We start from the raw sequence: 20,136 nt of genomic DNA, 5'->3' as shown, positions 1-20,136 counted from the left end.
CCGCGTCATTCCGGGGGATCGACAATTCCTGGACGAACGCTATGCGCACGATCGGCGTTGTCTGAATTCAGGCGACGTCGACCGCCACGCCGGCGGCCCTCCGGGGGTTGCCCGTGCCTTCTCTTCCTCGTCTCTCGCTCGTGTCGATCGTTGCGACGATCGCCCTCCTCATCGGCGCGGGCGTACCGGCAGACGCCGCGCGCGCGGCGACACCCTCGGTCGATACCCCGGTCGCTACCGCCGACGATGCCCCGGCGCTCCCGTCCACCGACGAACCCGATGCGCAGCCGAAGCTTCCCGAGGGAGCGTTCGACATTCCCTCCCCGGTCGCCGAGACCGTCGAAGCCCCGCAGCCCGTTGCACCCGTGACGCCGCCCGAGAGAACGTCTGCCGTCGCCGAGTGGGAGAAGCGCTCCGTCCCGGCGTCCGGCATGGAGGTCGTCGCCGAGTCCGAGGACTCTGCGCAGTACCGCGGTCCGTCGGGGGGAACCGTCACGCACCTGACGACGGATCCCACCCGCGCGCGCAACGATGACGGCGACTGGGTCGATGTGAATACGTCGGTGTCTCGCCGCAACGACGACTGGACGGTCGCCGATCACCCGCTGAAACCCGTGTTCCGCGGGGGAAGCGACGAGGCCCCCGCGGTGACCGTCTCTCGAGAGGGGCACGACGTGTCGTTCTCGCTTATCGGCGCTGAGCCGGGCGACGTGGCGGCGCCCTTCTGGTGGTGGGACGACTGGGAGCAGCTGACCTACCGCGACGTCTCGGGCAGCGCTGACCTCGAGTATCGCGTCGAGCCGGGCGGGGTGAAGGAATCGTTGGTCCTGGATACCGCCCCCGAATGGCGGACGTCCTGGACGTGGCGCATCGAGGCGGGGTCGCTCACGCCGACGCTCGGGGAGGCGGACTCCGTCATCTTCAACGACCAAGCCGGTGCGGCCGTGTTGATGATCCCGACGCCGGTCGCGATCGATTCGAGCGGTGTCGATGGCCGGTCCGCCGATGCCGAGACCCCGCTGCGGGTCGGGCTTCGGCAGGCCTCCGACGGTTCGTGGCGGTACAGCCTGCGCGCCGATCGAACGTGGCTGCACGACCGTGTACGGGTGTATCCCGTGCGCATCGATCCGACGGTGATGACGCCGAACGGGACGACGGCGTACAAGTCGGACGGAACCGTCCGTTCCGGGCTCACGTACGTCGGCAACACGCGGGAGAGCACCGGCGACCGGTACTGGCGATCGGTCGTGACCTTCGACTACGGCTCCGTCCCCGGGCGCTTCATCGCGGGTGCGCAGATCGGAGTGGGCTACGACGGCTACGGCACCACGTCCCGGCAGACGGGCTGGGTGCAGCACGCCATGGGCTTCAGCTACAACGGAATGGGCCCGCACCTCGCGAACTACACGATCGACAGTGGATGGGCCGACACGGAGGGCGACGGCGTCGCTGCCCGGCTCGCGAGCCAGCTGCGAAGCGGTGATCGTCCGGCGTTCATGATCGGGGGGTGGGAAGGACCCTCATACTCCTTCAAGCGCGTCCAGGCAGACATGTGGATCGAGTCGTGGGAGTACCCGTCGGTGTGGGGCGGCATCCCGTCGAACGGCGCGAGAGGCGCGTCTCTGGCGCCCCACTTCGCTCTGGGGGCCACCAATCCCGGAAGCCGTCCCCAGCAGTACGCCATCGAGGTCGCGACGGACCCGAACATGACGAATCTCGTTGCTACCCGCGGGTGGAGCAGCAGCGGTCAGTACGACATGCCCACCGGCATCCTCCGAGCGGCCACCACCTACTACTGGCGCGCTTCCTTGGTCGACGACCTCAATGGACTGTGGGGTCAATCGACGTTCCGCCAGTCGCCGGTGTACAGCTTCACGACGAACGTCGTGCCGCTTCCGGATGCCGGGACGGCGGCGCCCGGGAGCGCGGTGACCGAGACGCCTGCCACCGTCACGACGCTGACGCCCACGCTGCAGGTGGGCGCCGTCGCCGACACCGACGGCACCGGCGGCACGATGACCTACAAGTTTAAGATCGCCACGGGGCAGGACGCCCGTTCCGGCGCTGTCGTCACCTCGGGGTGGATCACGGCGGCGAACGGCATGGCGGCGTGGACGGTGCCCGCGGGCACGTTGCAAGACGGCGGCGTCTACTCCTGGACCGTCACGACCAATGACGGTCAGGACACGAACACCGAGAACGGCTGGGTGCGGCGCCTCCGCACCGACCTTCGTCTCGGGTCATCGGGACCCTCGCCCTACGACACGGCGGGACCGGTGACCACGAACTTAGCCAACGGCAACGTCAACGTGTCCTTCGCCTCGCCGACGGTGACGACGCTGGGCGGCGCGATGGGCATGTCGTTCACCTACAACTCGCAGGAGGTCGCGGGCGCGAATCGGGGACTGACCGGCGAGTACTTCGATGCCCGTGTCGCAGGTGCGGCGCCCACCTCCCCGAGCGGGTACACCTTCGAGAACAAGACGGCGGCGATGGTCCGCACCGATCCGGCGGTGTCCTTTCGATGGGGGACGGGCGCGCCTGCGGACGCGCTGCCCACTGATCATTTCTTGGCGCGCTGGTCGGGGTTCCTCACGTTGCCGCCGAGCCTTGTCGGCAAGCCCCTGCGTTTGGGCGCGACCCACGATGACGGGATCCGCGTCACGTACGACGGTCAGAAACTGGTCGAGAAGTGGCAGGGAGGGGGATGGGTGACGGCGGCGGCGTCGACGGTCACCGGCGCCGGAGGGGCGAAGCCGATTCAGGTGGAGTACTACGAAGCAACCGGTGATGCCTACGTCGCGTTGTGGATCGAGTACATCCCCGACGGCGCCTCGGCCCCCACGCGGGTTGACGTCCAGCCGGACTGGTTCACCAAGCGCGTTTCGACGCTCCCGCAGGGGTGGGGTGCCTCGGTGCCGTTGTCGGGAACGGCCGCGACGTGGGTTTCCGCGCAGGTCACCGACGCCTCCGTCGTCCTCACCGACACCACCGGCAAGGCGCACACGTACACGAAGGTCGCGACCGGCGGTTACACGGCGCCGAGCGGGGAATTCGGGGTACTCTCCCTCGACGGCAACGGGTGGGTGGTCTTCACCGACGAGGATGGGAAGGTTTATCACTTCACCAAGGAGGGGCGCGTGGCATCCGCGACCCCTCCCGAAGACGTTCGGAAGGCTGCCGCGCCGCAGAGCATTCTGAACGCGAACGGGGTGACCGCCGAGGTCGTCGATCCCGTGTCCCAGAGCGGCGACCAGTACACGCGCAAAGTTGTCTTCGGGTATCAGAACGGTGACCGCTCGTCGTGCCCTGAGCGATCGGGTGCGGGCTACGCGAAGGCGCCGGTCGACATGCTGTGCCGCATCTCGTACCCCGACGGCTCGGAGTCGCGGCTGTTCTACAACGTCGACGGGCAGCTCGCGGCGATCCTCGACCCGGGCGACGAGCTCACGCTGTTCGGCTATGACAGCGCGGGTGGTTTGCTGACACAGATCCGGGATGCCACGGCCAACGACAGCATCCCCGTTCCCGTCACCGACTCCGGCGACGATCCGGCATCGACGCGCATCGCGTATGAGGGTGCGCGCGCGAAGACGATCACGCTTCCGGCGCCCGACGGGGTGACACAAGCCGAGCGCCCCTCACGCACGTACGCCTACCTCGACGGCAAGACGACGGTCTCCATCGCGGGGCTCGAGGGCGTCTCGCAGACGGTCTCGTACGACGGTGCGTGGCGTTCGACGTCGTTGACGAGCGCGCTCGGGGTGACGAGCTCGCAGCAGTGGCATCCGTCGAAGGATCTGGTGCTGTCGGCGATCGATACGGCGGGTCTGACGTCCACGCGGGTGTACGACGCCCTCGATCGTCCGGTCGAGGCGTACGCCCCCGCCCCCGCGGGGTGCTTCACATCCGACCGGCGCCCCGTGCGCGACGCGAGCGTGGCGTTCGGCTGCGGCGTCACACCGGCGAAATCGAGCACCGTGTACGACGAGGGCTTCCGCGGACTTCAGGTCGCCTACTACAGCAAGACGCGAAGATTGTCGGGTAAGCCCGAGGCGTACGCGCTGGGTGTGGGCGGTGCTGACGGGGCCTTCGAGAAGGACTGGGGAGGGGGGTCGCCCGTTCCCGGCGTCGTCTCCAGCGACGAGTTCTCCCTCCGTGCCACGGGACTCATCACCTTCCCCATAGCGGGCTCTTACCAGCTGCGCACGATGAGCGACGACGGCACCCGCGTCTGGCTCGACGATGTCCTGCTCATAGATCGGTGGGTCGATCAGGGGCCTACCCCCGCGGACAGTCCGGTGTTCCAGGTGGCCGCCGGCGACGTTCGACGTATCCGCGTGGAGTATTACGAAAACCTCGGCGGAGCACGCGTCGATCTGCAGTGGAAGCTCCCCGGAGCGGGCGACTTCCAGGTTGTCCCCGGTGCTCAGCTGAGGCCCGACTACGGTCTGGTCACCCGTTCCACGGTCGAGGATTCAACCAGGGTCTTGGGCGCTTCGGCTCCCTCCATGGTGTCGGAGACGACATACTCGGACCCGATCGTCGGGCAGGTGTCGGCCGTGACCGTCGATCCGGGCGGTCTGGGGCTGCAGAGCACGGCGACCTTCGAGCAGCTGAACGGGCCGGGGTGGCTCCGGCAGAAGTCGAAGGCGCTGCCCGCCGCGGCGGCATCCGGTTCGACTAAGGATGTCAAGAGCACCACACGCGCGTACTACGGCGACGCGGAGCAGCTGGCCGAAGACACGTGTCGGGTGCCGGCCGGAACGCGCCAGTTCGGGATGCTGAAGTCGTCGACAGGACCAATGCCCGAAAGTGGAACGGCGATCGTCACGTCATATGTCTATGACGTGATGGGTCGCGCCGTGGGCACCCGGGTCACCGGCGACGAGGGGTGGTCCTGCGCGACGGTCGACGCGCGCGGGCGCACCGTCAGGGAGGTCTCGGTCGGAGGTGCGGGAGTCGCGACGGATACGGTGACCACCACATACACGACGACTCCCACGGGACTCTCGGTCACGGTGACCGGGACCCCCGTGCCCGGGTCGCTGACGTCGGCGACGACGACGAAGACCGACCTGCTGGGTCGGGTCGAGTCGTACACCGACGTGTGGGGTGTCGTCACGACGCCGGTGTACGAATCGCTCACCGGTCGTGTCCTGCGGGTGATGACCGCCGGCCCCGGCGTGCCGTCGTCGACGACGGCTTTCGCCTACGACCGCGACGGCAAGACGACCACGGTGACCTTCGACGGGCAGGTCTACGCGGCATCGACATTCGATGCGAAGCAGCGGATTGCTCAGGTGTCGTATCTGGGTGGGTCGGCGTTGGCCGCGACGTGGGACGACCGGCGGGGCACGATCAGGGCGCAGACGTGGTCTTTCCCGTCGGCGGCGTCGATCACCGATGAGCTTTCACGGTCGGATGCGGGGCGGATCGTGCGCGAGCGCGTGCGGCAGGGTGACCGGTCGTTCGACTCGAGGTACGGGTATGACGCGGCGGGGCGGTTGGTGTCGGCGAAGATCCCGGGTCACGAGTTGTCGTACGAGTTCGCGTCGTCGGGTGGGTGCGGTCCGAATACGGCGGCCGGAGCGTCGGGGAACCGCACGCGATACGTCGATGCGTACACAGCGCCGGGTGCGTCCCAGGCGAGTGTGATGACGGCGGAGTATTGCTATGACTGGGCGGATCGGTTGCTGTCGAACAACGTCTGGGGTCCGGCGCCCGGTGCGTCGCATGTTGCCGATGGCTTCGGTGCCGATGAGATCACGTACGACGTGCGCGGCAACACGACGCGGTTGTCCGACCTGCTGTTCTCCTACGACGCCGAGAACCGTCACGTCGGGACACGCACCTATGCCGGTTCGAAGGTGTCTGTGGTGTGGGACGCCTCCGGCCGCGTGGTGTCGCGGTCGGTAGACCCGGCGGGGGATGCCCCGAAGGTGACGACGCGGTACGTGTATGCCGGTGCGGGTGACAGCCCGTGGGCGGTCCTCTCCGGGGACGACGTCACCGTGTTCTTGTCACTGCCGGGTGGGGTGACGGTGGACGTTCCCGCGTCGGGGTCAGCGTCGTGGTCGTACCCGTCGCTGCAGGGACACACCCTCACCACCGGGGACGGTTCCGGTTCATCGGGTGTGCAGCTGTACGACCCGTTCGGTCAGCCGTTGGACATGTCGACGTTCGCGTTGGGGACGGGCGCGGCGAATGAGTCCGGTGCGGTGAACGGCACGACGGGCTGGCATCAGGGGGCGCAGAAGCTGACCGAGGCTTTGGAGTCGGCGCTGGTGATCGAGATGGGCGCCCGCCTGCATGTTCCGGCGTTGGGTCGGTTCCTGCAGGTCGACCCGGTCGAGGGTGGCGTCGACAACGACTATGTCTGGCCCACCGACCCAGTGGGGAAGAACGACCTGAGCGGCAAGATGTCGGCGGATTCTCTCGAACGATGGATCTCGAAGGGCTACGTCGGGTACATGAATTCCTCGGGGCGTGCGGATGTGAGGCGCAAGACGCGTAGCGAGATCTTTGTTCCGTCGAGGCCCACGTCTTTGCGGATCGCGGCTCGCAGCCAACCTGTACCGCCGCGCGCGACGCCGAGGGTCCGGCACTTGGACGGAGAACTGCTTTCCGCGAACTGGTCCCGAGGCGGCGCTGTAGGCGCAGGTTTCTCGGCGTGCGCAGGAGTCTGTCTGAACGGCTCGCTTGACCACGATGGGCACGGCCGTCTCTCGCTCGGCGCCGGACTCGAGCTCGGCTTTTCTTTGAGCGCGGGTGCATCAAGCGAGAGTGCAAGTGGATTATTCGCGGGAGGGAGTTGTACGTTGACGACTGGACCGATCGGTTTGTACGTAGAAGGCGGTATCCAGCAGAGCGGCCCGTTATTTTATTACGGCGGTGGTTTCTCGGGGGGAGCCAAGGCGGGTTGTAGTGCGCAAGCAGGATGGGGTTGGTAATGGAACTGCTACTGGCTTCTTTGGAGCGACCGCCCGCACCGGCGTTGCCCAACTTGATTTACGGCATAGTCTGTTTGGTTGTTGGTGTATCCGTGATCAGATGGCGCGAGCGCATATATAAAGCAACAGTTCGCGGGGAAAAAAGATGGTTTGGAAAGGGTTTGGGAGAATTGCTCGAACATCTTCAAAGCCCCTTCTGGGTGGGTGTGGCTGGTGCGGGCACTGTGTTGATGGGAATTGTGGCCATCTGCTACGCGATATGGCGATTCTTCTCCTAATCGCTCCTAGGCCTATCGTGGTCACACGCTGACGACCGGCGACGGTTCCGGCTCGTCGGGTATGCAGTTGTACGACCCGTTCGGTCAGCCGTTGGACATGTCGACGTTGGCGTTGGGGACGGGCGTAGCGAATGAGTTCGGGTCGGTGAGCGGGACGACGGGCTGGCATCAGGGGGCGCAGAAGCTGACCGAGGCGTTGGAGTCGACGCTGGTGATCGAGATGGGCGCCCGTCTGTATGTCCCGGCGTTGGGACGGTTCCTGCAGGTGGACCCGGTCGAGGGCGGCGTCGACAACGACTACGTCTGGCCCACCGACCCCATCGGCAAGCACGACCTCACCGGAAAGATGAGCGCGGACTCGCTCGTGAGATACGCAAGGAAGGGCCATCTCGTTCTATCTCCCAGCGTCGTGCTGGCGCCGACCCCGGGAAAGAAGTACGAGCGGCAGCTGAATACGAGCGGTGGGCGAACTCACACGTTCACCCTCTCGTATGTTGATTCGCGCGAGAGGTGGAAGGCCAGCTTCACGTCTCCAGTGGAGGTTGTGGGGCGCCAGCGTACGCAGATCCCCACGTACGAACAGCTCATTCCGGCGATTTCCCGGGTGCTGGATACACCCAGCATTCACCAACAGTGGGACTGTCATAACATAGGTTCGAGCGTTGAAGCGGCGTTTGGGAACGGTACGTGGGATCTGGAAACGGGTAGAAGCGATAACCCTGCGTGGATGGCGGCAGGGTTTGAGAAAATGCTTCAAAACCGCTTGCCCGGCTATATGTGTGGGTGGGACTGAAACCATGCGATTTGTTCCGTTCGTGTTCCTCGGATACTGCTGCGGGGTCTTGGCGATCGTCGCTGACATGCATGTCAATCAGTTGCGCATTCTGGACTCACAATCCACGGTGCCTGAGGTGATGGTTATAAGACTGCCAGGCTTCGCTGCTGGCGGGCGGCTGATGTACGCATCCGGGGCAACTGAGGCGGGTGCGCGTTCGGACACATGAGACGATCGACCGAATAGCTTGTGCACAAGAAGGATGGGGGTGGTAATGCAATCGATTTCGGCGGCTCTGGAGCGTCCACCAGCTCCGGTGCTACCCAACCTGATATTCGGCGTCATGGTTCTGTTAATTGGCGCGATTGCAATATGGCGTCGTAAGATGATATCCGAATCAACAGTGCGTGGGGAGAAGCGGTGGTTCGGAAGACACATCGGCGAGCTTCTCGAGCGCCTTCAGAGCCCCTTTTGGGTGGGAGTGGCTGGTGCGTCCGGTGTAGCTATGGGGGTAGTGATGATCTGTTACGCGTTCTGGCGATTCCTCCACTAGATGCTCGTTAATTCTCGCTGGCAGACGTCCACTCCGCTGTCAGGAGAGGGACTAGCTCAGATGCCGGAGCAACACGCGCGTTTCGGGGCTGATCTGAAACCATCGCCCACATTCCCGAGACCCATGACGTCGCCGCTCCCCGTTCGTTCCTCGTCCCCGCTATCGGCGGGAGCCGCATGCTCATGGTGAAGTCTGAAAATTGGCTACAGGCCGGCTTGGTCACGGGAGTGGGCCTGGTCACGTTCGCTGTTCAGGCGCTCGCCGCGATCCTCGCCGGACCTGCCGCCTCTGGACTGACTTTCCACGAGGCCGTGGCGGAGCTTGGTTTTCGCCCGGTGTGGGTCCTGATGGGCTGGAGTGCGTACTGCGTTCTCGTGACGGCGTCTATCTTGTTCCTCGGTCCTCGAAACAGCGACCCCCCACGTGAAGGACGGGTGCTAAGAATGGTTACGGCATCGCTGTGGACGTGCGGGGCCGTAGGCGGGCCGTGGTTCATGGTCATGAATGCAGCCTGGGGTCCGCTGTGGGAGGACATCCTGGTCCGCCGCTTCGCGGTGTGACCTTATTTCTCAGCGAAGTGGCCTCTTGGTGGTGGTTTCTGTCAGTACCCTGTCTGATCGCAGCGGGCATTCTTCCGAGGATCATTTATGTACGAACGGCGCCGGTCCGTTCGGACATCGATGAGGCGGTGGCCGATGAGTAGTTGGCCACGGTAATAGCGCGTTGGCTATTCTTCCATTAGACGCCCGGTGAATCTCGCGGGCGAACATCGCAGCCGCTTTGGAGGGAAGGAGTAGCTCAGATGTCTCGGCGTCACGACGGTCTATGCACCTTGCGAAACGGAAGGGTCAGTGAGCGGCGAGAATTGTCGCTTTCTTGCGGCGTCCATCTACTGATCGGGTTCTCGGAGTTCGCAAAAGCGCGCGGATAGCTTCAACACCGCTTGCCTGGCTGCATCCACGGATGGGACTGAAATGATGAGATTCGTCTCATTTGTTTTCCTCGGGTATTGCGGCGGCATCTTGGCGATCGTGGCTGACATGTTCAACGATCGAGTGCGAATCTTCAACCCAGAATGCAAGGTGCCTGAGATCATGTTCATGAGATTGCCGGGCTTTGCTGCCCAATCATTGCTTTGGCGTTCTTGATCTGCGTCCTGCTCTATCTTGCGGACAGGATGGGGGCTGTATCGTCAGCTCCCGCGCTAGGTGGGCTGTTGAGTTCAGGGCAGATGCCCGGCGATCGATCGCAGAACGGTCGGGCAAGCGGCCCCGTCGCGGCCGACCCGCCCGCTCAGCCGGTTAGCGTACGGCGGCTAACCGCGCGGCGAGGATCCGTCAAGCCGGGAGCATTTCTGTGCTCCGCGCTCCACTCTGAGAACACCCCGGACGACCGAAGGAGTTCTCGCATGGTCATGGAAGCACCACTCAGCCGCCGGGGTTCGTCGAAAGCAGCCCGTCCGACCGTCGCCAGTCCTGTTGCGACCGGGTCGGCTGCGGCATCGACGGAGATCCCCTGGACGCGCATCGACCTCGACCTGTACGAGGTCAGCCGCGGCGGATACATCGTCGGCTACGTCGAGGTCGTGGGCGCGGTGTTCGTCGCACTCGGCGGAGCACGGTACGACCGCGCGGTCGAGGTGTCGCAACACGTCACCTTCCACGCGGCTGTCGACGTGCTGGTTCGCCGCGTGCTCTGACGCGCGGGCGTTCCGCGCCGCGCCGGGCCCGGTGAGTGACGGGCCTCCGCGATTCGGCTGGCGCCGGTACGCGGCCGATCAGCGTGTCTCGGCTGGCGCCGGTACGCGGCCGTTCAATGCGCACGTAAGCCCCACGTGCCCGCTCGACGCACGCGAGACCGCCGCGCCGCCGGCACGCGGCCGTTCAGCGCGTTTCGGCTTGCGCCGGCGCGGGGCCGTTCAGCGCGCGAGCGTGTACCCGGCTTCGTCGATCGCCGCTGCGAGGTCGTCGTCGCTCGCCGCCCCCGACGAGGCGATGCGCACGACCGAGACGCCTCCGTCACGCAGGTCGACACCGACGACCTCGACGCCGTCGAGCGCGGTGAGCTCCTCGGTGACCGCGCGCACGCAGTGGCCGCACGTCATGCCCTCGACGCGGAGCTCGCTCGTGGCGGTCTGTGCCGTCGGGGTGGATGCCGCGCCTCCGGCGCCGCACCCGCACCCGTCGCCGCATCCTCCGGATGCGGGAGTCGAGGCGGCGAGGCCGAGGTCGATGCGCTGCTCGGTCATGGGGATCTCCTTCACGAACGGACCAGCCGGGCGATGGCCTGGTTGGCTTCTTTGAGTTTCTCTTCGGCGACGGATCCGCCCTGGGCGGCCGCCTCGGCGACGCAGTGCGTCAGGTGGTCGTCGAGCAGCGAGAGGGCGACGTTCTCGAGCGCTTTCGTCACCGCTGAGACCTGGGTGAGGATGTCGATGCAGTACTGGTCGTCGTCGACCATGCGCGCGATGCCGCGCACCTGCCCTTCCGCGCGGCGGAGGCGCTTGAGGAGGTCGTCTTTACGGCCTTCGTATCCGTGCATGGCATCCATGATACCCCCACGGGGTATGCATAGCAGCATCCTCCACCCTGTCAACCCCCTCGGCCCCGGGCCTGCGGCGGGAGATGGTCGGAAAACCAGGAGGTCGACATGCACAACCGTCGTACCGGTGGTGGTCGAAGATGACCGCCGAACCTTTCCCCACCGGACCCCATCGCCCCGTGCGCATCCCGGCACTGCCCCCGCTGCGATCTCAGCGGAGACAATCGGAGGATGACGAGAACGCTGGCGGCACTACCGGGGGCCGCCCGGAGACTGTGTCTGAGCAGAAGAAACGGCGAGATCTGCACACGTGAGGACGGGCATCGCGGCCTCCACCATCGCACGGGCGGCCGTCTTCTGTGGAGCGATCTGCAGGCCGACCCGCCCACATGCACCGGGGCGGGGGAGCCGGCGGCACCCGCACCCACCCTCCCCGACGGTTACCCCGACGGGCGGGCGCTCTGCCCGGTCTGCTGGGCGTTCGTCGTGCCCGTGAACGGTGCGCTCGCCCCGCACGACTCGTGGCGCGGCGACGAGACGCGCGAAGAGGCCGACCGGCGACGGGACTGGTTCAACAGCTTCGGCTGGTGAAGCCGCCGCGTCGAGTTCACACCCGCGCGGCGACGAGGCGGGCACGCCCGTCGACGACCTCCATCGTCTCGTCGAGAGTTCCCGCGTGCACGAGGTCGTGGGTGACGAGAAGGGTCGCCGTCCGCCGTTCGCGGGTCAGACGGGAGAGCAGCGACATGATCTCGGCCCCGCGCGACGTGTCGAGCGCACTCGTCGGCTCGTCGACCAGCAGCACGCGCGGGTCGTGCACGAGCGCGCGGGCGATGGCGACACGTTGGCGCTGCCCGCCCGACAGCTGAGCGGGTCGGCGATCGCCGTGGGCGCCGAGGCCCACGGCATCCAGCAGCTCGTCGACGCGTCCTCGGACCTCGGCGCGCCTCTCCCGGCGGCCCCGCCCGCCCAGCTCGGCCATCACGCGCAACTGCTCGCGAACGGTGAGCGCGGGCAGAAGCTGCGGCTGCTGGAAGACGATGCCGATGCGCTCGCGGCGGAGGGTCGTGCGTCCCGCGGCACTGAGTCCGGTGGCATCCACGCCGTCGACGACGACGCGACCGGAGTCGGGACGCACGAGGGTGGCGGCGAGGGCGAGCAGGCTCGACTTGCCGGAGCCCGAGGGGCCGGTGATCCCGGTGAGTACGCCCGGGCGGCCCTCGAGCGTGACGTGGTCGACCGCGGTGACGCGCGCATCGCCGTCGGGGTAGGTGAGGGTGACGTCGTCGAGGAGGATCATCGTGTGCTCCCGAGAGCGGTGAGGGGGTCGGATGTGGTGACGGTGCGCAGCGACACGGCCGCACCGATCAGGCCGAGCGCGATCATGACGAGCGCGGGGGCGAGGGTCGTGAGCGGACCGAGGACGAACGGCAGTGCTCCGCCGGCGAGCGCCCCGAGCGCCGCGGTGAGCCCGATGCCGACCCCGACGCCGAGCACGAGCACGACGAGGGCCTGCCCGAGCGCGTCGCGGACGAGCGCGGGGGTGCTCGCTCCGAGGGCTTTCAGAACCGCGATGTCACCCGCCCGCTGCATGGTCCAGACCGTGAAGAACGCGCCGACGACGAGCGCGGAGACGCCGAACAGCATCGCGATCATCAGGGCCAGCGAGCCGATCTCGGAGCGGAAGGTGGGCAGCGCCGTGAGACTCGAGAGGGGGGTGGATGCCACCGTGCCGGTGTCGGCGGCGACGGTGTCCCACGCCGGGGTCCCCGACACGGCGAGCACGGTCGCGGTGCCCGTGCCGCCGAGGCGTTCGTCGAGCGCGCGCCAGGCCGACGGGGTGAGCGAGATCACCGGGGTGTGGCTGTAGAAGAGGTCGTCGCCGATCGCGGCGACCGCGTACGTCGAGCCCGCGATCGCGATCGGGTCGCCGACGGCGGCTCCCAGCGTCTCGGCGGCGCCCGCGGAGAGGACGACCTCGCCGTCGCGAGCGGGGGCGGGGAAGCGGGTTCCCGTGTCGACACCGAAGATCGCGACGGCGCCCGCGGCACCCGGGCCTTCGGCGCGGGTCTGACGGATGCCGACCGCGTCGACGCGCTCGACTCCCGCGGCATCGCGCCACGCGCTGATCGTGGCGTCCTCGATCGTCGAGTCGGCGAAGGTGGCCGCCGCGGCCCCGGCGGGCTGCAGGACGAGCCGGTCGCCGGGCAGCGCCAGCACGGCCGAGACGTTCTGGGCGGCGAGGCCTCCGGTGAGGCCCGAGAGGAAGCCGACGAGCAGGGTGATGAGGGCGACGACCGCCCCGATGAGGGCGAATCGCCCGCGGGCGAACCGCAGATCGCGCCATGCGACGTACACGTCGCCTCCTTCCGCCGGTGGATCTCGCCGGCTTCCCCCAGCCTCCCGGTGAGGCGTCGACGGGTCATCGGCGGCCCGGGCGAACTCCCTCTCCACCTTTCGGATGATCCGTCGGGGGCGTGGCATCCGTAGCCTGGAGTCCGACATGCCCCACCGCACCCTCGCCCCCGTCTTCGCGGGCCTTCGCGCGGGTCTGCACGTCCTGTTCGGCGGACTGCTCGCCCTCGTCGTCGTGCGGGTCCTGCTGACGAACGCGCCGGTCATCGCCCTGCTGCTCGCGGGGGTGCTCGGCGTGCTCTACCTCGCCGGCATCGCGCTCTCGCGCGCGGGCCGCGCCGGCGCCGGCGTCGCGTGGCTCGCGGCGCTGACCGTGGTGTGGGCGGCCCTCGTGTGGCTCGTGCCCGAGGCCGCCTACCTCGTCTTCCCGCTGTTCTTCCTGTACCTGCACCTGCTTCCCGGGGCAGCCGGTCCCGTCGCGGTCGTCGCCACCACCGCCCTCACGATCGCGGCGTTCGCCGTGCACGGCGGTCTGACGGTCGGCGGGGTCGTCGGGCCCGTGGTCGGCGCGGGCGTCGCTCTGCTGATCGGCCTCGGTTACGCCGCGCTCGAGCGCCGTGCGGCCGAACGCGAGGCGCTCATGAGCGAACTGATCGCCACGCGCGACCGGCTCGCCGCGGCGGAACGCGAGCAGGGGGTGCTCGCCGAACGCGCGCGGTTGGCCCGCGAGATCCACGACACCGTGGCGCAGGGCCTGTCGAGCATCCAGATGCTGCTGTACGCGGCGGAGCGGGCGGATGCCACGGGCCCCGGCATCGGGCATGTCCGCCTCGCACGGCGCGCGGCGGCCGACGGACTCGCCGAGACCCGGCGCTTCATCCGCGAGCTGACGCCTCCGAGCCTCGACAGCGGGCTGGGGGCGGCGCTCGACCGCCTCGCCGAGGGCTGGGGTGCGCGCGAGGGCGTGGCGGTCACCCTCGAGGTGTCGGGGGAGCTGTCGCTGCCCATGGACGCGCAGACGGCGCTGTTGCGCGTCGCGCAAGGCGCTCTCGCGAACGTCGCACAGCACGCCCGCGCCGGTCGGGTCGGCATCCGGCTCGACAGGAGCGGCGACACGGTGCGTCTCGAGATCACCGACGATGGCGCGGGATTCGATCCGCGTGCGGCCGAGAGGACGGCATCCGCGACCGACTCCTTCGGCCTGCGCGCGATGAGCGAACGCGTCGATCAGCTCGACGGTCGCCTCGACGTCGTCAGCGCCCCCGGCGCGGGCACGACGATCACGGTGACTCTGCCGGTCGGTGCGCCGTGATCCGCGTCCTCATCGCCGACGACCACCCGGTGGTGCGGGCGGGCGTGCGCGCGCTGCTGGACGCCGAGGCCGACATCGACGTGGTCGGCGAGGCCGCCACACCCGATGAGGTCGTGGCCCTCGCCGACGAGCTCGCACCCGAGCTCGTGCTCATGGACCTGCAGTTCGGGGATCGTGCCGCCGGAGCCGATGCCACGCGGCGGGTGCGCGCGTTGGCTGCTCCGCCGTACGTGCTCGTCCTGACCAACTACGACACCGACGGCGACATCCTCGGGGCCGTCGAGGCGGGGGCGAGCGGGTACCTCCTCAAGGACGCCCCTCCCCACGAGCTGCTCGCCGGTGTCCGCGCGGCGGCCTCCGGGCAGAGCGCCCTGGCCCCGTCGATCGCCGGTCGCCTGCTCGCGCGCCTGCGCGAACCGCGCGTGACCTTGTCGGTGCGCGAGATCGAGGTGTTGCGTCTGGTCGCCCGCGGAGCGTCCAACGCCGACGTCGCCCGTCGTCTGCACATCACCGATGCGACGGTGAAGTCGCACCTCGCGCACGTGTTCTCTAAGCTCGGCGTCTCTTCCCGCACCGCGGCGGTGTCGGCGGCGCGGGCGCTCGGCATCCTGCGCTGACGTCGCCTCGCGCGGTGCGCGGGCCCGCCTCGCCGTGGCGGGGGAGCGTCGTACGATGGGCAGATGATCCGGGTGCGCGTGGTCGGAGTGGCTCTCGACCCGGCCCAGCAGCACGTGATCCTGTTGAAGCCGGTCGACACCGACGCGGACGGCGATCGGGTGCTGCCCGTCTGGATCGGCCCGCAGGAGGCCATGTCGATCCTCGTCGCGATCGAGGGCACACCGTCGCCGCGTCCGCTCGCGCACGACCTCATGACGGCGATGCTGGGCGAGCTGTCGGCGTCCGTCGACCGGGTCGAGGTCACCCACCTCGACGAGGGGACCTTCCACGCCCGCGTGGTGCTGAACACCCCGGCGGGGCAGCGCTCGTTCGATGCGCGCCCCTCGGATGCCATCGCCCTCGGCGCCCGTGTCGACGCCCCGATCTGGGTGTCCGACGACGTCCTCGCCGAGGCGGGCGTGCCCGACGAGGCGGTCGAACTCGACGCATCGGCCGAAGAGGAACGGGTGCAGGAGTTCCGCCGCTTCCTCGACGACGTCGACCCCGACGACTTCCAGGGCTAGCACCGATGCCGGGCCCCCCGGGCGCTCCTAGACTCGCGGAGGGGCCGCGCGGCGCGGTCCGTGATCCACGACGAACGGGGTACGGATGCAACTCGCCATGGTCGGACTCGGACGAATGGGCGCCAACATCGTCCGCAGGCTCATGAAAGACGGTCACGACTGCGTCGTGTTCGACGTGAATCAGGATGCCGTGGCCGCACTCGTCGCGGAGGGCGCCACCGGGGCGACGAGCATCGCCGACCTCGCGTCGAAGCTGCAGAAGCCCCGCGCGGTGTGGTTGATGATCCCCGCCGGTCTCACCGGGAAGGTCGTCGACCAGGTCGCCGAGGTGCTCGAGCCGGGCGACATCATCATCGACGGCGGAAACTCGAACTACCGCGACGACGTGCGTCGCGCGGCGAAACTGAACGACAGCGGCATCCACTACGTCGACGTCGGCACCAGTGGTGGCGTCTTCGGTCTCGAACGCGGCTACTGCCTGATGGTCGGCGGTCACGAGGAGGCCGTCACGTACCTCGAGCCGGTGTTGCGGACGATCGCCCCCGGGCCCGGCGAGGTCGAGCGTACGCCCGGCCGCACCGGAGAGTTCACGACCGAGGAGCGCGGCTACCTGCACTGCGGTCCCTCCGGTGCCGGGCACTTCGTGAAGATGGTGCACAACGGCATCGAGTACGGCATCATGGCCGCGCTCGCCGAGGGGCTCAACGTGTTGAACAACGCCGACGCGGGTCTTCACCAGGGCGAGCACTCGGCCGAGGTCGCCCCCCTCGAGGAGCCCGAGTACTACCAGTTCGACATCGACACGGCCCGCGTGAGCGAGCTGTGGCGCCGCGGGTCGGTCATCTCGTCGTGGCTGCTCGACCTCACCGCCGCCGCCCTCGCGCAGAACCCGACGCTCGACGGGCTCGCCGGGCGCGTGTCCGACTCGGGCGAGGGCCGCTGGACGGTCAAGGCCGCCGTCGACACGGGGGTTCCCGTGCCGGTGCTGGCCGCGTCACTTTTCGAGCGGTTCGCCTCGCGCGGCGAGGACCACTTCGCCAATCAGGTGCTCTCGGCGATGCGTCTGCAGTTCGGCGGTCACCAGGAGCTGCCCGCCGGCGACGTGCTCGAGGCGGGTCAGAAGAAGGCCGAGAGCGGCCGCGACTGAGCCGGGAGGCTCAGCGCTCCAGCAGGATCTGACACACGAAGAGGCCCTCGCCGTCGTTCCACACCTCGACCGCGGGGGCCTCGCACGTGCCGTCTTCGGTGCTGAGGAGGCGCACGCCCGCCTCGTCGTAGATCGCGTAGGGCCCGATCGTGCCGCGCACCGGTGCCGACGCGCCCCGAGGGAGCTCGCCGACCGACCGGAGGGCGTCCATCAACGGTGCGCTCGCGTCCTGCGTGTAGTACGTCGCGTCCTCGTAGTCGCGGCAGTTGGCTGTGCCTCCGGTACCGACGGGGAAGCCGTCGCCCAGGCAGTAGCCGCCGAACGGCATGTCGGGGAGGGCGCCGTTGGCGGCCCGGTACCTCTCGAAGACCTCCTCCCACTGCACGAGTCGCTGCGTCGCCTCGGAGTTCGAGTCAGCCGGCTGGGCCAGGAGCCACACGAGGAAGCCCACCGCCCCGGCGATGGCGACACCCGCGATCACGAGGGCGGTGACGGCGGCGGGGTGGAGGCGGGCGCGGGGACGGGAATCTGTCGACATGAAGCGGACCTTCTCGAGGGGACGACTCGCGCGGCGGCGCGGATCGCGCCAGAGTGCCACGGGGGAGGGCCCCCTCTTCCGGCCCCTCGTGCCCTGTCTGCCCGCCGGAGATGACGTTCACCCTTGCGCTCACCCCGGTGGGGAGTCCGCGAGGCCTCAGCAGCCCGGCCGGTGCGGCGTCTGCGGCGGTTCGATGCGCGTGAGAGGGGAGACTAGAGGGATGAGCGATTCCTCCGCGCCCGCGTCCTCCGACCGTTACATCGTCGCCACCGACGGAGCGTGCAAGGGCAATCCCGGACCGGCCGGGTGGGCCTGGGTCGGCGAGGACGGTCACTGGGCGGCGGGCTCGATCCCCGCCGGGACCAACAACATCGGCGAGCTCCTGGGGCTGCTGCACGCGATCACCGATCACGCCGACGTGCGCGAGCTCGTCGTGCAGGCCGATTCGAAGTACGCCATCGACACGTACTCGTCGTGGATGGATGGCCACCGGCGTCGCGGGTGGGTCACGAGCGCGAAGAAGCCCGTCGCCAACCAGGGCATCCTCGAGGCCCTCATCGCCGCGCGCGACGCGCGGCGGGCGGCGGGCCTCCCGGACGTCGTGCTCGAACACGTCCGCGGGCACAGCGGACACGTGCTCAACTCGTGGGCCGACGAGCGTGCCGTGCGAGCGTCTCAGCACGCGGCTAAGGGCGAAGAGCTGATCTGGACGTCGCTGCGCGGTCTCGACCGGCTCGAAGTTGCGTCGGCGCCGCCGCGCTCCGCGCCGACCGCAACGGGCGCTGATCGGCGGTCGTCCACCGCGCAGGCCTGAGACGGGGGCATCATGGGCGAGAGGGGGCATGCATGAGCGCAGTGAGTCGTTCGTGGCGGAGGTTCCGTCGTCGCGGTGGGGATTTCGCCGCAGCGGCGACCGACGCCGAGACCCGCGATCTGACCCGTTCCTGGAATGCCGTGTGGGGGTCGAGCGACCCATCCGGACAGGCTCTGCGGGTCGGACATCCGGATCGGTGGGTGCGGTTGTGGAGCCTGCCCGAAGGCAAGCGCACGGCGGATGACGATGCCGAGGCCGCCGTCATCCTGGGGCGACACCGCAGCGTGCTCGGCATGCTCAATCCCTCGGGTGAGCCGTTCGTCATCGTCGGTGCGGATTGGGGGCCGGGCGACGGCGGCGGCGGGTGGAGTAGAAGGCACCTCGCGGGGCGTCGCCCGTGGCGGGCCTCGACGGATCCCCACGAAGGCTCGACGACCTTCTTCTGGCTGGCGGAGCGAACCCTCCACGGCCTCGACGACCTTCTTCGTCTCGCCTCCGAGGACATGGCCCACATCATCGCGATGCCGACCGACATGTCGTGGATCTACGCGCCCTACGACGGGGGCGCTGACGTCCTCGTCGTCGACGACGCCGTCCGCGCGGAGCTGCGGGAACGTTACGCCGACTGGCTGTCTCCGCGTGCGGACGGGCTGTGACGTGAAGAGCCGGCGAGCACCTCGGTCTCTTCGGCGGGTGTGAGACCTGCACCGCGGGGGCGGTCGACACCGCGCGCGCGTTCGTCGTCGAGGGTTCGCCGCACCGTCTCGGGCAGAGGACGTCGACGACCCCCGGATGCCACGAAGGCGGCGTCGCTGCGCCGCGAGAAGCCCCGCGCCTCGGCGGGGAGCCACAACGGGAGCGACCGCGGACCCATCCAGTACTGCACGCCGTGGGCCTCGAGCGTGGCGTCGTCGAGCGCGACCGTCTCGCTCTCTTCGCCGGCCGCGGCCTGGGAGGCCGCGAGCACCGCCGCGAGCGGGTACTCCTCGCCGACCGCGTTGATCGGGCCCGCGACCCGCGCACGGCCGGCGCGCTCGATCCACGCGGCGAGGTCGTCGACGTCGATGCCCTGCACGTATCGACCGGCCGCCTTCGGGGTCAACACGCGTCCGCCGAGGGCGAATCGTGCCGGCCAGTACCCGAAGCGATCCGTCGGATCTCCCGGACCCACGATGAGGCCCGCGCGGGCGAGCAGAGCGCGATCACCCAGGCGCTGCGAGGTGAGTCGCTCGGCGTGCACCTTGGCATCCGCGTACTGCGATGGATCGGCCGGCTCCACCAGCTCCGCATCCTCGTCGGCGAACGGGGTGTCGGAGCGGGCGTACACCGAGACGCTCGAGACGAGCGTCCAGTGCCCCGCGCGGTCGGCGAGCGCGTCGAGTCCGGATGCCACGAACTCCGGGTCCCACGACAGCTCGACGACGTCGTCCCACTCGCCGCCGAGGGCATCGTAAGCATGCGGGTCACGTCGATCGGCGCGCACGAGTCGTGAGCCCGGCGCGATCAGGCCCGCCTCGCCACGGGCGAGGCAGACGACGTCGGTGCCGGAAGCGACCGCCGCGGCCGCAATCGCTCGGCCGAGCCAGGCCGTTCCCCCGAGGATGAGCATGCGTCGCATGCGCGCCAGCCAACCACCGTCACCGTCGCGTCGCGAGGGGAGTTCGCGGACGGCGGACGGGACGAGACCGT

At 68.7% G+C, this 20,136-nt stretch carries 17 protein-coding genes; 11 read left to right on the top strand and 6 right to left on the bottom strand.

Annotated features, from left to right (window positions below; genetic code table 11):
- The first annotated feature begins 113 nt into the window (after positions 1 to 113).
- The 4 genes from FHS07_RS14035 (at position 114) to FHS07_RS14020 (ending at position 10,258) form a co-directional block, all read left to right on the top strand.
- Positions 114 to 6,953: a PA14 domain-containing protein gene (locus tag FHS07_RS14035; RefSeq protein ID WP_183420516.1), complete on the top strand. Its 6,840-nt coding sequence runs from the start codon at positions 114 to 116 to the stop codon at positions 6,951 to 6,953.
- Between the two features lie 339 nt (positions 6,954 to 7,292).
- Positions 7,293 to 8,024, top strand: coding sequence for an RHS repeat-associated core domain-containing protein (locus tag FHS07_RS14030; protein WP_183420515.1), 732 nt, complete (start codon positions 7,293 to 7,295; stop codon positions 8,022 to 8,024).
- A 717-nt stretch (positions 8,025 to 8,741) separates the two neighbouring features.
- A complete protein-coding gene (locus FHS07_RS14025) occupies positions 8,742 to 9,119 on the top strand; it encodes a hypothetical protein (protein WP_183420514.1) in 378 nt (125 codons plus the stop codon).
- 848 nt (positions 9,120 to 9,967) lie between these two features.
- The gene (locus tag FHS07_RS14020) at positions 9,968 to 10,258 is read left to right on the top strand and encodes a hypothetical protein (protein ID WP_183420513.1); all 291 of its coding nucleotides are present in this window, start codon (positions 9,968 to 9,970) and stop codon (positions 10,256 to 10,258) included.
- A gap of 219 nt (positions 10,259 to 10,477) precedes the next feature.
- Here FHS07_RS14020 and FHS07_RS14015 read toward each other — a convergent pair whose 3' ends face one another.
- On the bottom strand, positions 10,478 to 10,807 hold the full coding sequence (locus tag FHS07_RS14015) for a cation transporter (RefSeq protein ID WP_183420512.1): 330 nt from the start codon (positions 10,805 to 10,807) through the stop codon (positions 10,478 to 10,480).
- Positions 10,808 to 10,818: 11 nt separating this feature from the next.
- The gene (locus FHS07_RS14010) at positions 10,819 to 11,100 is read right to left on the bottom strand and encodes a metal-sensitive transcriptional regulator (RefSeq protein WP_183420511.1); all 282 of its coding nucleotides are present in this window, start codon (positions 11,098 to 11,100) and stop codon (positions 10,819 to 10,821) included.
- Positions 11,101 to 11,331: 231 nt separating this feature from the next.
- Between FHS07_RS14010 and FHS07_RS14005 the strand changes: the two genes are divergently transcribed.
- Entirely contained in the window at positions 11,332 to 11,691 is a 360-nt protein-coding gene (locus tag FHS07_RS14005) for a hypothetical protein (protein WP_246383595.1), read from the top strand.
- 16 nt (positions 11,692 to 11,707) lie between these two features.
- Here the strand turns inward: FHS07_RS14005 and FHS07_RS14000 are convergent, their stop codons facing one another.
- Together FHS07_RS14000 and FHS07_RS13995 are read right to left on the bottom strand one after the other, a co-directional pair.
- Positions 11,708 to 12,400 (bottom strand): ABC transporter ATP-binding protein, encoded by a 693-nt coding sequence (locus FHS07_RS14000; RefSeq protein ID WP_183420510.1) that lies wholly within the window; start codon positions 12,398 to 12,400, stop codon positions 11,708 to 11,710.
- Complete coding sequence (locus FHS07_RS13995; protein WP_183420509.1) at positions 12,397 to 13,458, bottom strand: FtsX-like permease family protein; 1,062 nt, start codon at positions 13,456 to 13,458, stop codon at positions 12,397 to 12,399. The genes FHS07_RS14000 and FHS07_RS13995 overlap by 4 nt, the downstream gene beginning before the upstream one ends.
- Before the next feature lie 145 nt (positions 13,459 to 13,603).
- Here FHS07_RS13995 and FHS07_RS13990 point away from each other — a divergent pair, with 145 nt between their 5' ends.
- From FHS07_RS13990 to gnd, 4 genes are all read left to right on the top strand, one after another.
- Positions 13,604 to 14,767, top strand: coding sequence for a sensor histidine kinase (locus FHS07_RS13990; protein WP_183420508.1), 1,164 nt, complete (start codon positions 13,604 to 13,606; stop codon positions 14,765 to 14,767).
- Positions 14,764 to 15,384, top strand: coding sequence for a response regulator (locus tag FHS07_RS13985; protein WP_183420507.1), 621 nt, complete (start codon positions 14,764 to 14,766; stop codon positions 15,382 to 15,384). The genes FHS07_RS13990 and FHS07_RS13985 overlap by 4 nt, the downstream gene beginning before the upstream one ends.
- Before the next feature lie 63 nt (positions 15,385 to 15,447).
- Positions 15,448 to 15,948 (top strand): bifunctional nuclease family protein, encoded by a 501-nt coding sequence (locus FHS07_RS13980; protein ID WP_183420506.1) that lies wholly within the window; start codon positions 15,448 to 15,450, stop codon positions 15,946 to 15,948.
- Positions 15,949 to 16,033: 85 nt separating this feature from the next.
- Positions 16,034 to 17,095 carry a phosphogluconate dehydrogenase (NAD(+)-dependent, decarboxylating) gene (gene gnd, locus FHS07_RS13975; protein WP_183420505.1) on the top strand — a complete coding sequence of 354 codons (1,062 nt, stop codon included), beginning with the start codon at positions 16,034 to 16,036 and terminating at the stop codon, positions 17,093 to 17,095.
- Positions 17,096 to 17,105: 10 nt separating this feature from the next.
- Here the strand turns inward: gnd and FHS07_RS13970 are convergent, their stop codons facing one another.
- A complete protein-coding gene (locus FHS07_RS13970; protein ID WP_183420504.1) occupies positions 17,106 to 17,633 on the bottom strand; it encodes a hypothetical protein in 528 nt (175 codons plus the stop codon).
- Positions 17,634 to 17,853: 220 nt separating this feature from the next.
- Between FHS07_RS13970 and FHS07_RS13965 the strand changes: the two genes are divergently transcribed.
- Positions 17,854 to 18,447 carry a ribonuclease H family protein gene (locus FHS07_RS13965; protein WP_183420503.1) on the top strand — a complete coding sequence of 198 codons (594 nt, stop codon included), beginning with the start codon at positions 17,854 to 17,856 and terminating at the stop codon, positions 18,445 to 18,447.
- Between the two features lie 32 nt (positions 18,448 to 18,479).
- Positions 18,480 to 19,103 (top strand): DUF3885 domain-containing protein, encoded by a 624-nt coding sequence (locus FHS07_RS13960; RefSeq protein WP_183420502.1) that lies wholly within the window; start codon positions 18,480 to 18,482, stop codon positions 19,101 to 19,103.
- On the opposite strand, the gene FHS07_RS13955 is transcribed toward FHS07_RS13960, so the two are convergent.
- Positions 19,064 to 20,065, bottom strand: coding sequence for a Rossmann-fold NAD(P)-binding domain-containing protein (locus tag FHS07_RS13955; RefSeq protein WP_183420501.1), 1,002 nt, complete (start codon positions 20,063 to 20,065; stop codon positions 19,064 to 19,066). The genes FHS07_RS13960 and FHS07_RS13955 overlap by 40 nt on opposite strands.
- Positions 20,066 to 20,136 lie beyond the last annotated feature (71 nt).

It is taken from the genome of Microbacterium proteolyticum (genome assembly GCF_014192415.1).
GTDB classification, from domain to species: Bacteria; Actinomycetota; Actinomycetes; order Actinomycetales; family Microbacteriaceae; genus Microbacterium; species Microbacterium proteolyticum.
The sequence above is the reverse complement of the archived record's forward strand: the minus strand, read 5'-3'. Positions and strand labels throughout refer to the sequence as shown.

Excerpts from the sequence above, each read along its gene's own strand:
- FHS07_RS13965 (WP_183420503.1), top strand. The coding sequence starts at position 17,854 with ATGAGCGATTCCTCCGCGCCCGCGTCCTCCGACCGTTACATCGTCGCC.
- gnd (WP_183420505.1), top strand. The coding sequence starts at position 16,034 with ATGCAACTCGCCATGGTCGGACTCGGACGAATGGGCGCCAACATCGTC.
- FHS07_RS14025 (WP_183420514.1), top strand. The coding sequence starts at position 8,742 with ATGGTGAAGTCTGAAAATTGGCTACAGGCCGGCTTGGTCACGGGAGTG.
- FHS07_RS14015 (WP_183420512.1), bottom strand. The coding sequence starts at position 10,807 with ATGACCGAGCAGCGCATCGACCTCGGCCTCGCCGCCTCGACTCCCGCA.
- FHS07_RS13955 (WP_183420501.1), bottom strand. The coding sequence starts at position 20,065 with ATGCGACGCATGCTCATCCTCGGGGGAACGGCCTGGCTCGGCCGAGCG.
- FHS07_RS13980 (WP_183420506.1), top strand. The coding sequence starts at position 15,448 with ATGATCCGGGTGCGCGTGGTCGGAGTGGCTCTCGACCCGGCCCAGCAG.
- FHS07_RS14000 (WP_183420510.1), bottom strand. The coding sequence starts at position 12,400 with ATGATCCTCCTCGACGACGTCACCCTCACCTACCCCGACGGCGATGCG.
- FHS07_RS13990 (WP_183420508.1), top strand. The coding sequence starts at position 13,604 with ATGCCCCACCGCACCCTCGCCCCCGTCTTCGCGGGCCTTCGCGCGGGT.
- FHS07_RS13960 (WP_183420502.1), top strand. The coding sequence starts at position 18,480 with ATGAGCGCAGTGAGTCGTTCGTGGCGGAGGTTCCGTCGTCGCGGTGGG.
- FHS07_RS14020 (WP_183420513.1), top strand. The coding sequence starts at position 9,968 with ATGGTCATGGAAGCACCACTCAGCCGCCGGGGTTCGTCGAAAGCAGCC.
- FHS07_RS14030 (WP_183420515.1), top strand. The coding sequence starts at position 7,293 with ATGCAGTTGTACGACCCGTTCGGTCAGCCGTTGGACATGTCGACGTTG.
- FHS07_RS14005 (WP_246383595.1), top strand. The coding sequence starts at position 11,332 with ATGACGAGAACGCTGGCGGCACTACCGGGGGCCGCCCGGAGACTGTGT.
- FHS07_RS13970 (WP_183420504.1), bottom strand. The coding sequence starts at position 17,633 with ATGTCGACAGATTCCCGTCCCCGCGCCCGCCTCCACCCCGCCGCCGTC.
- FHS07_RS14010 (WP_183420511.1), bottom strand. The coding sequence starts at position 11,100 with ATGCACGGATACGAAGGCCGTAAAGACGACCTCCTCAAGCGCCTCCGC.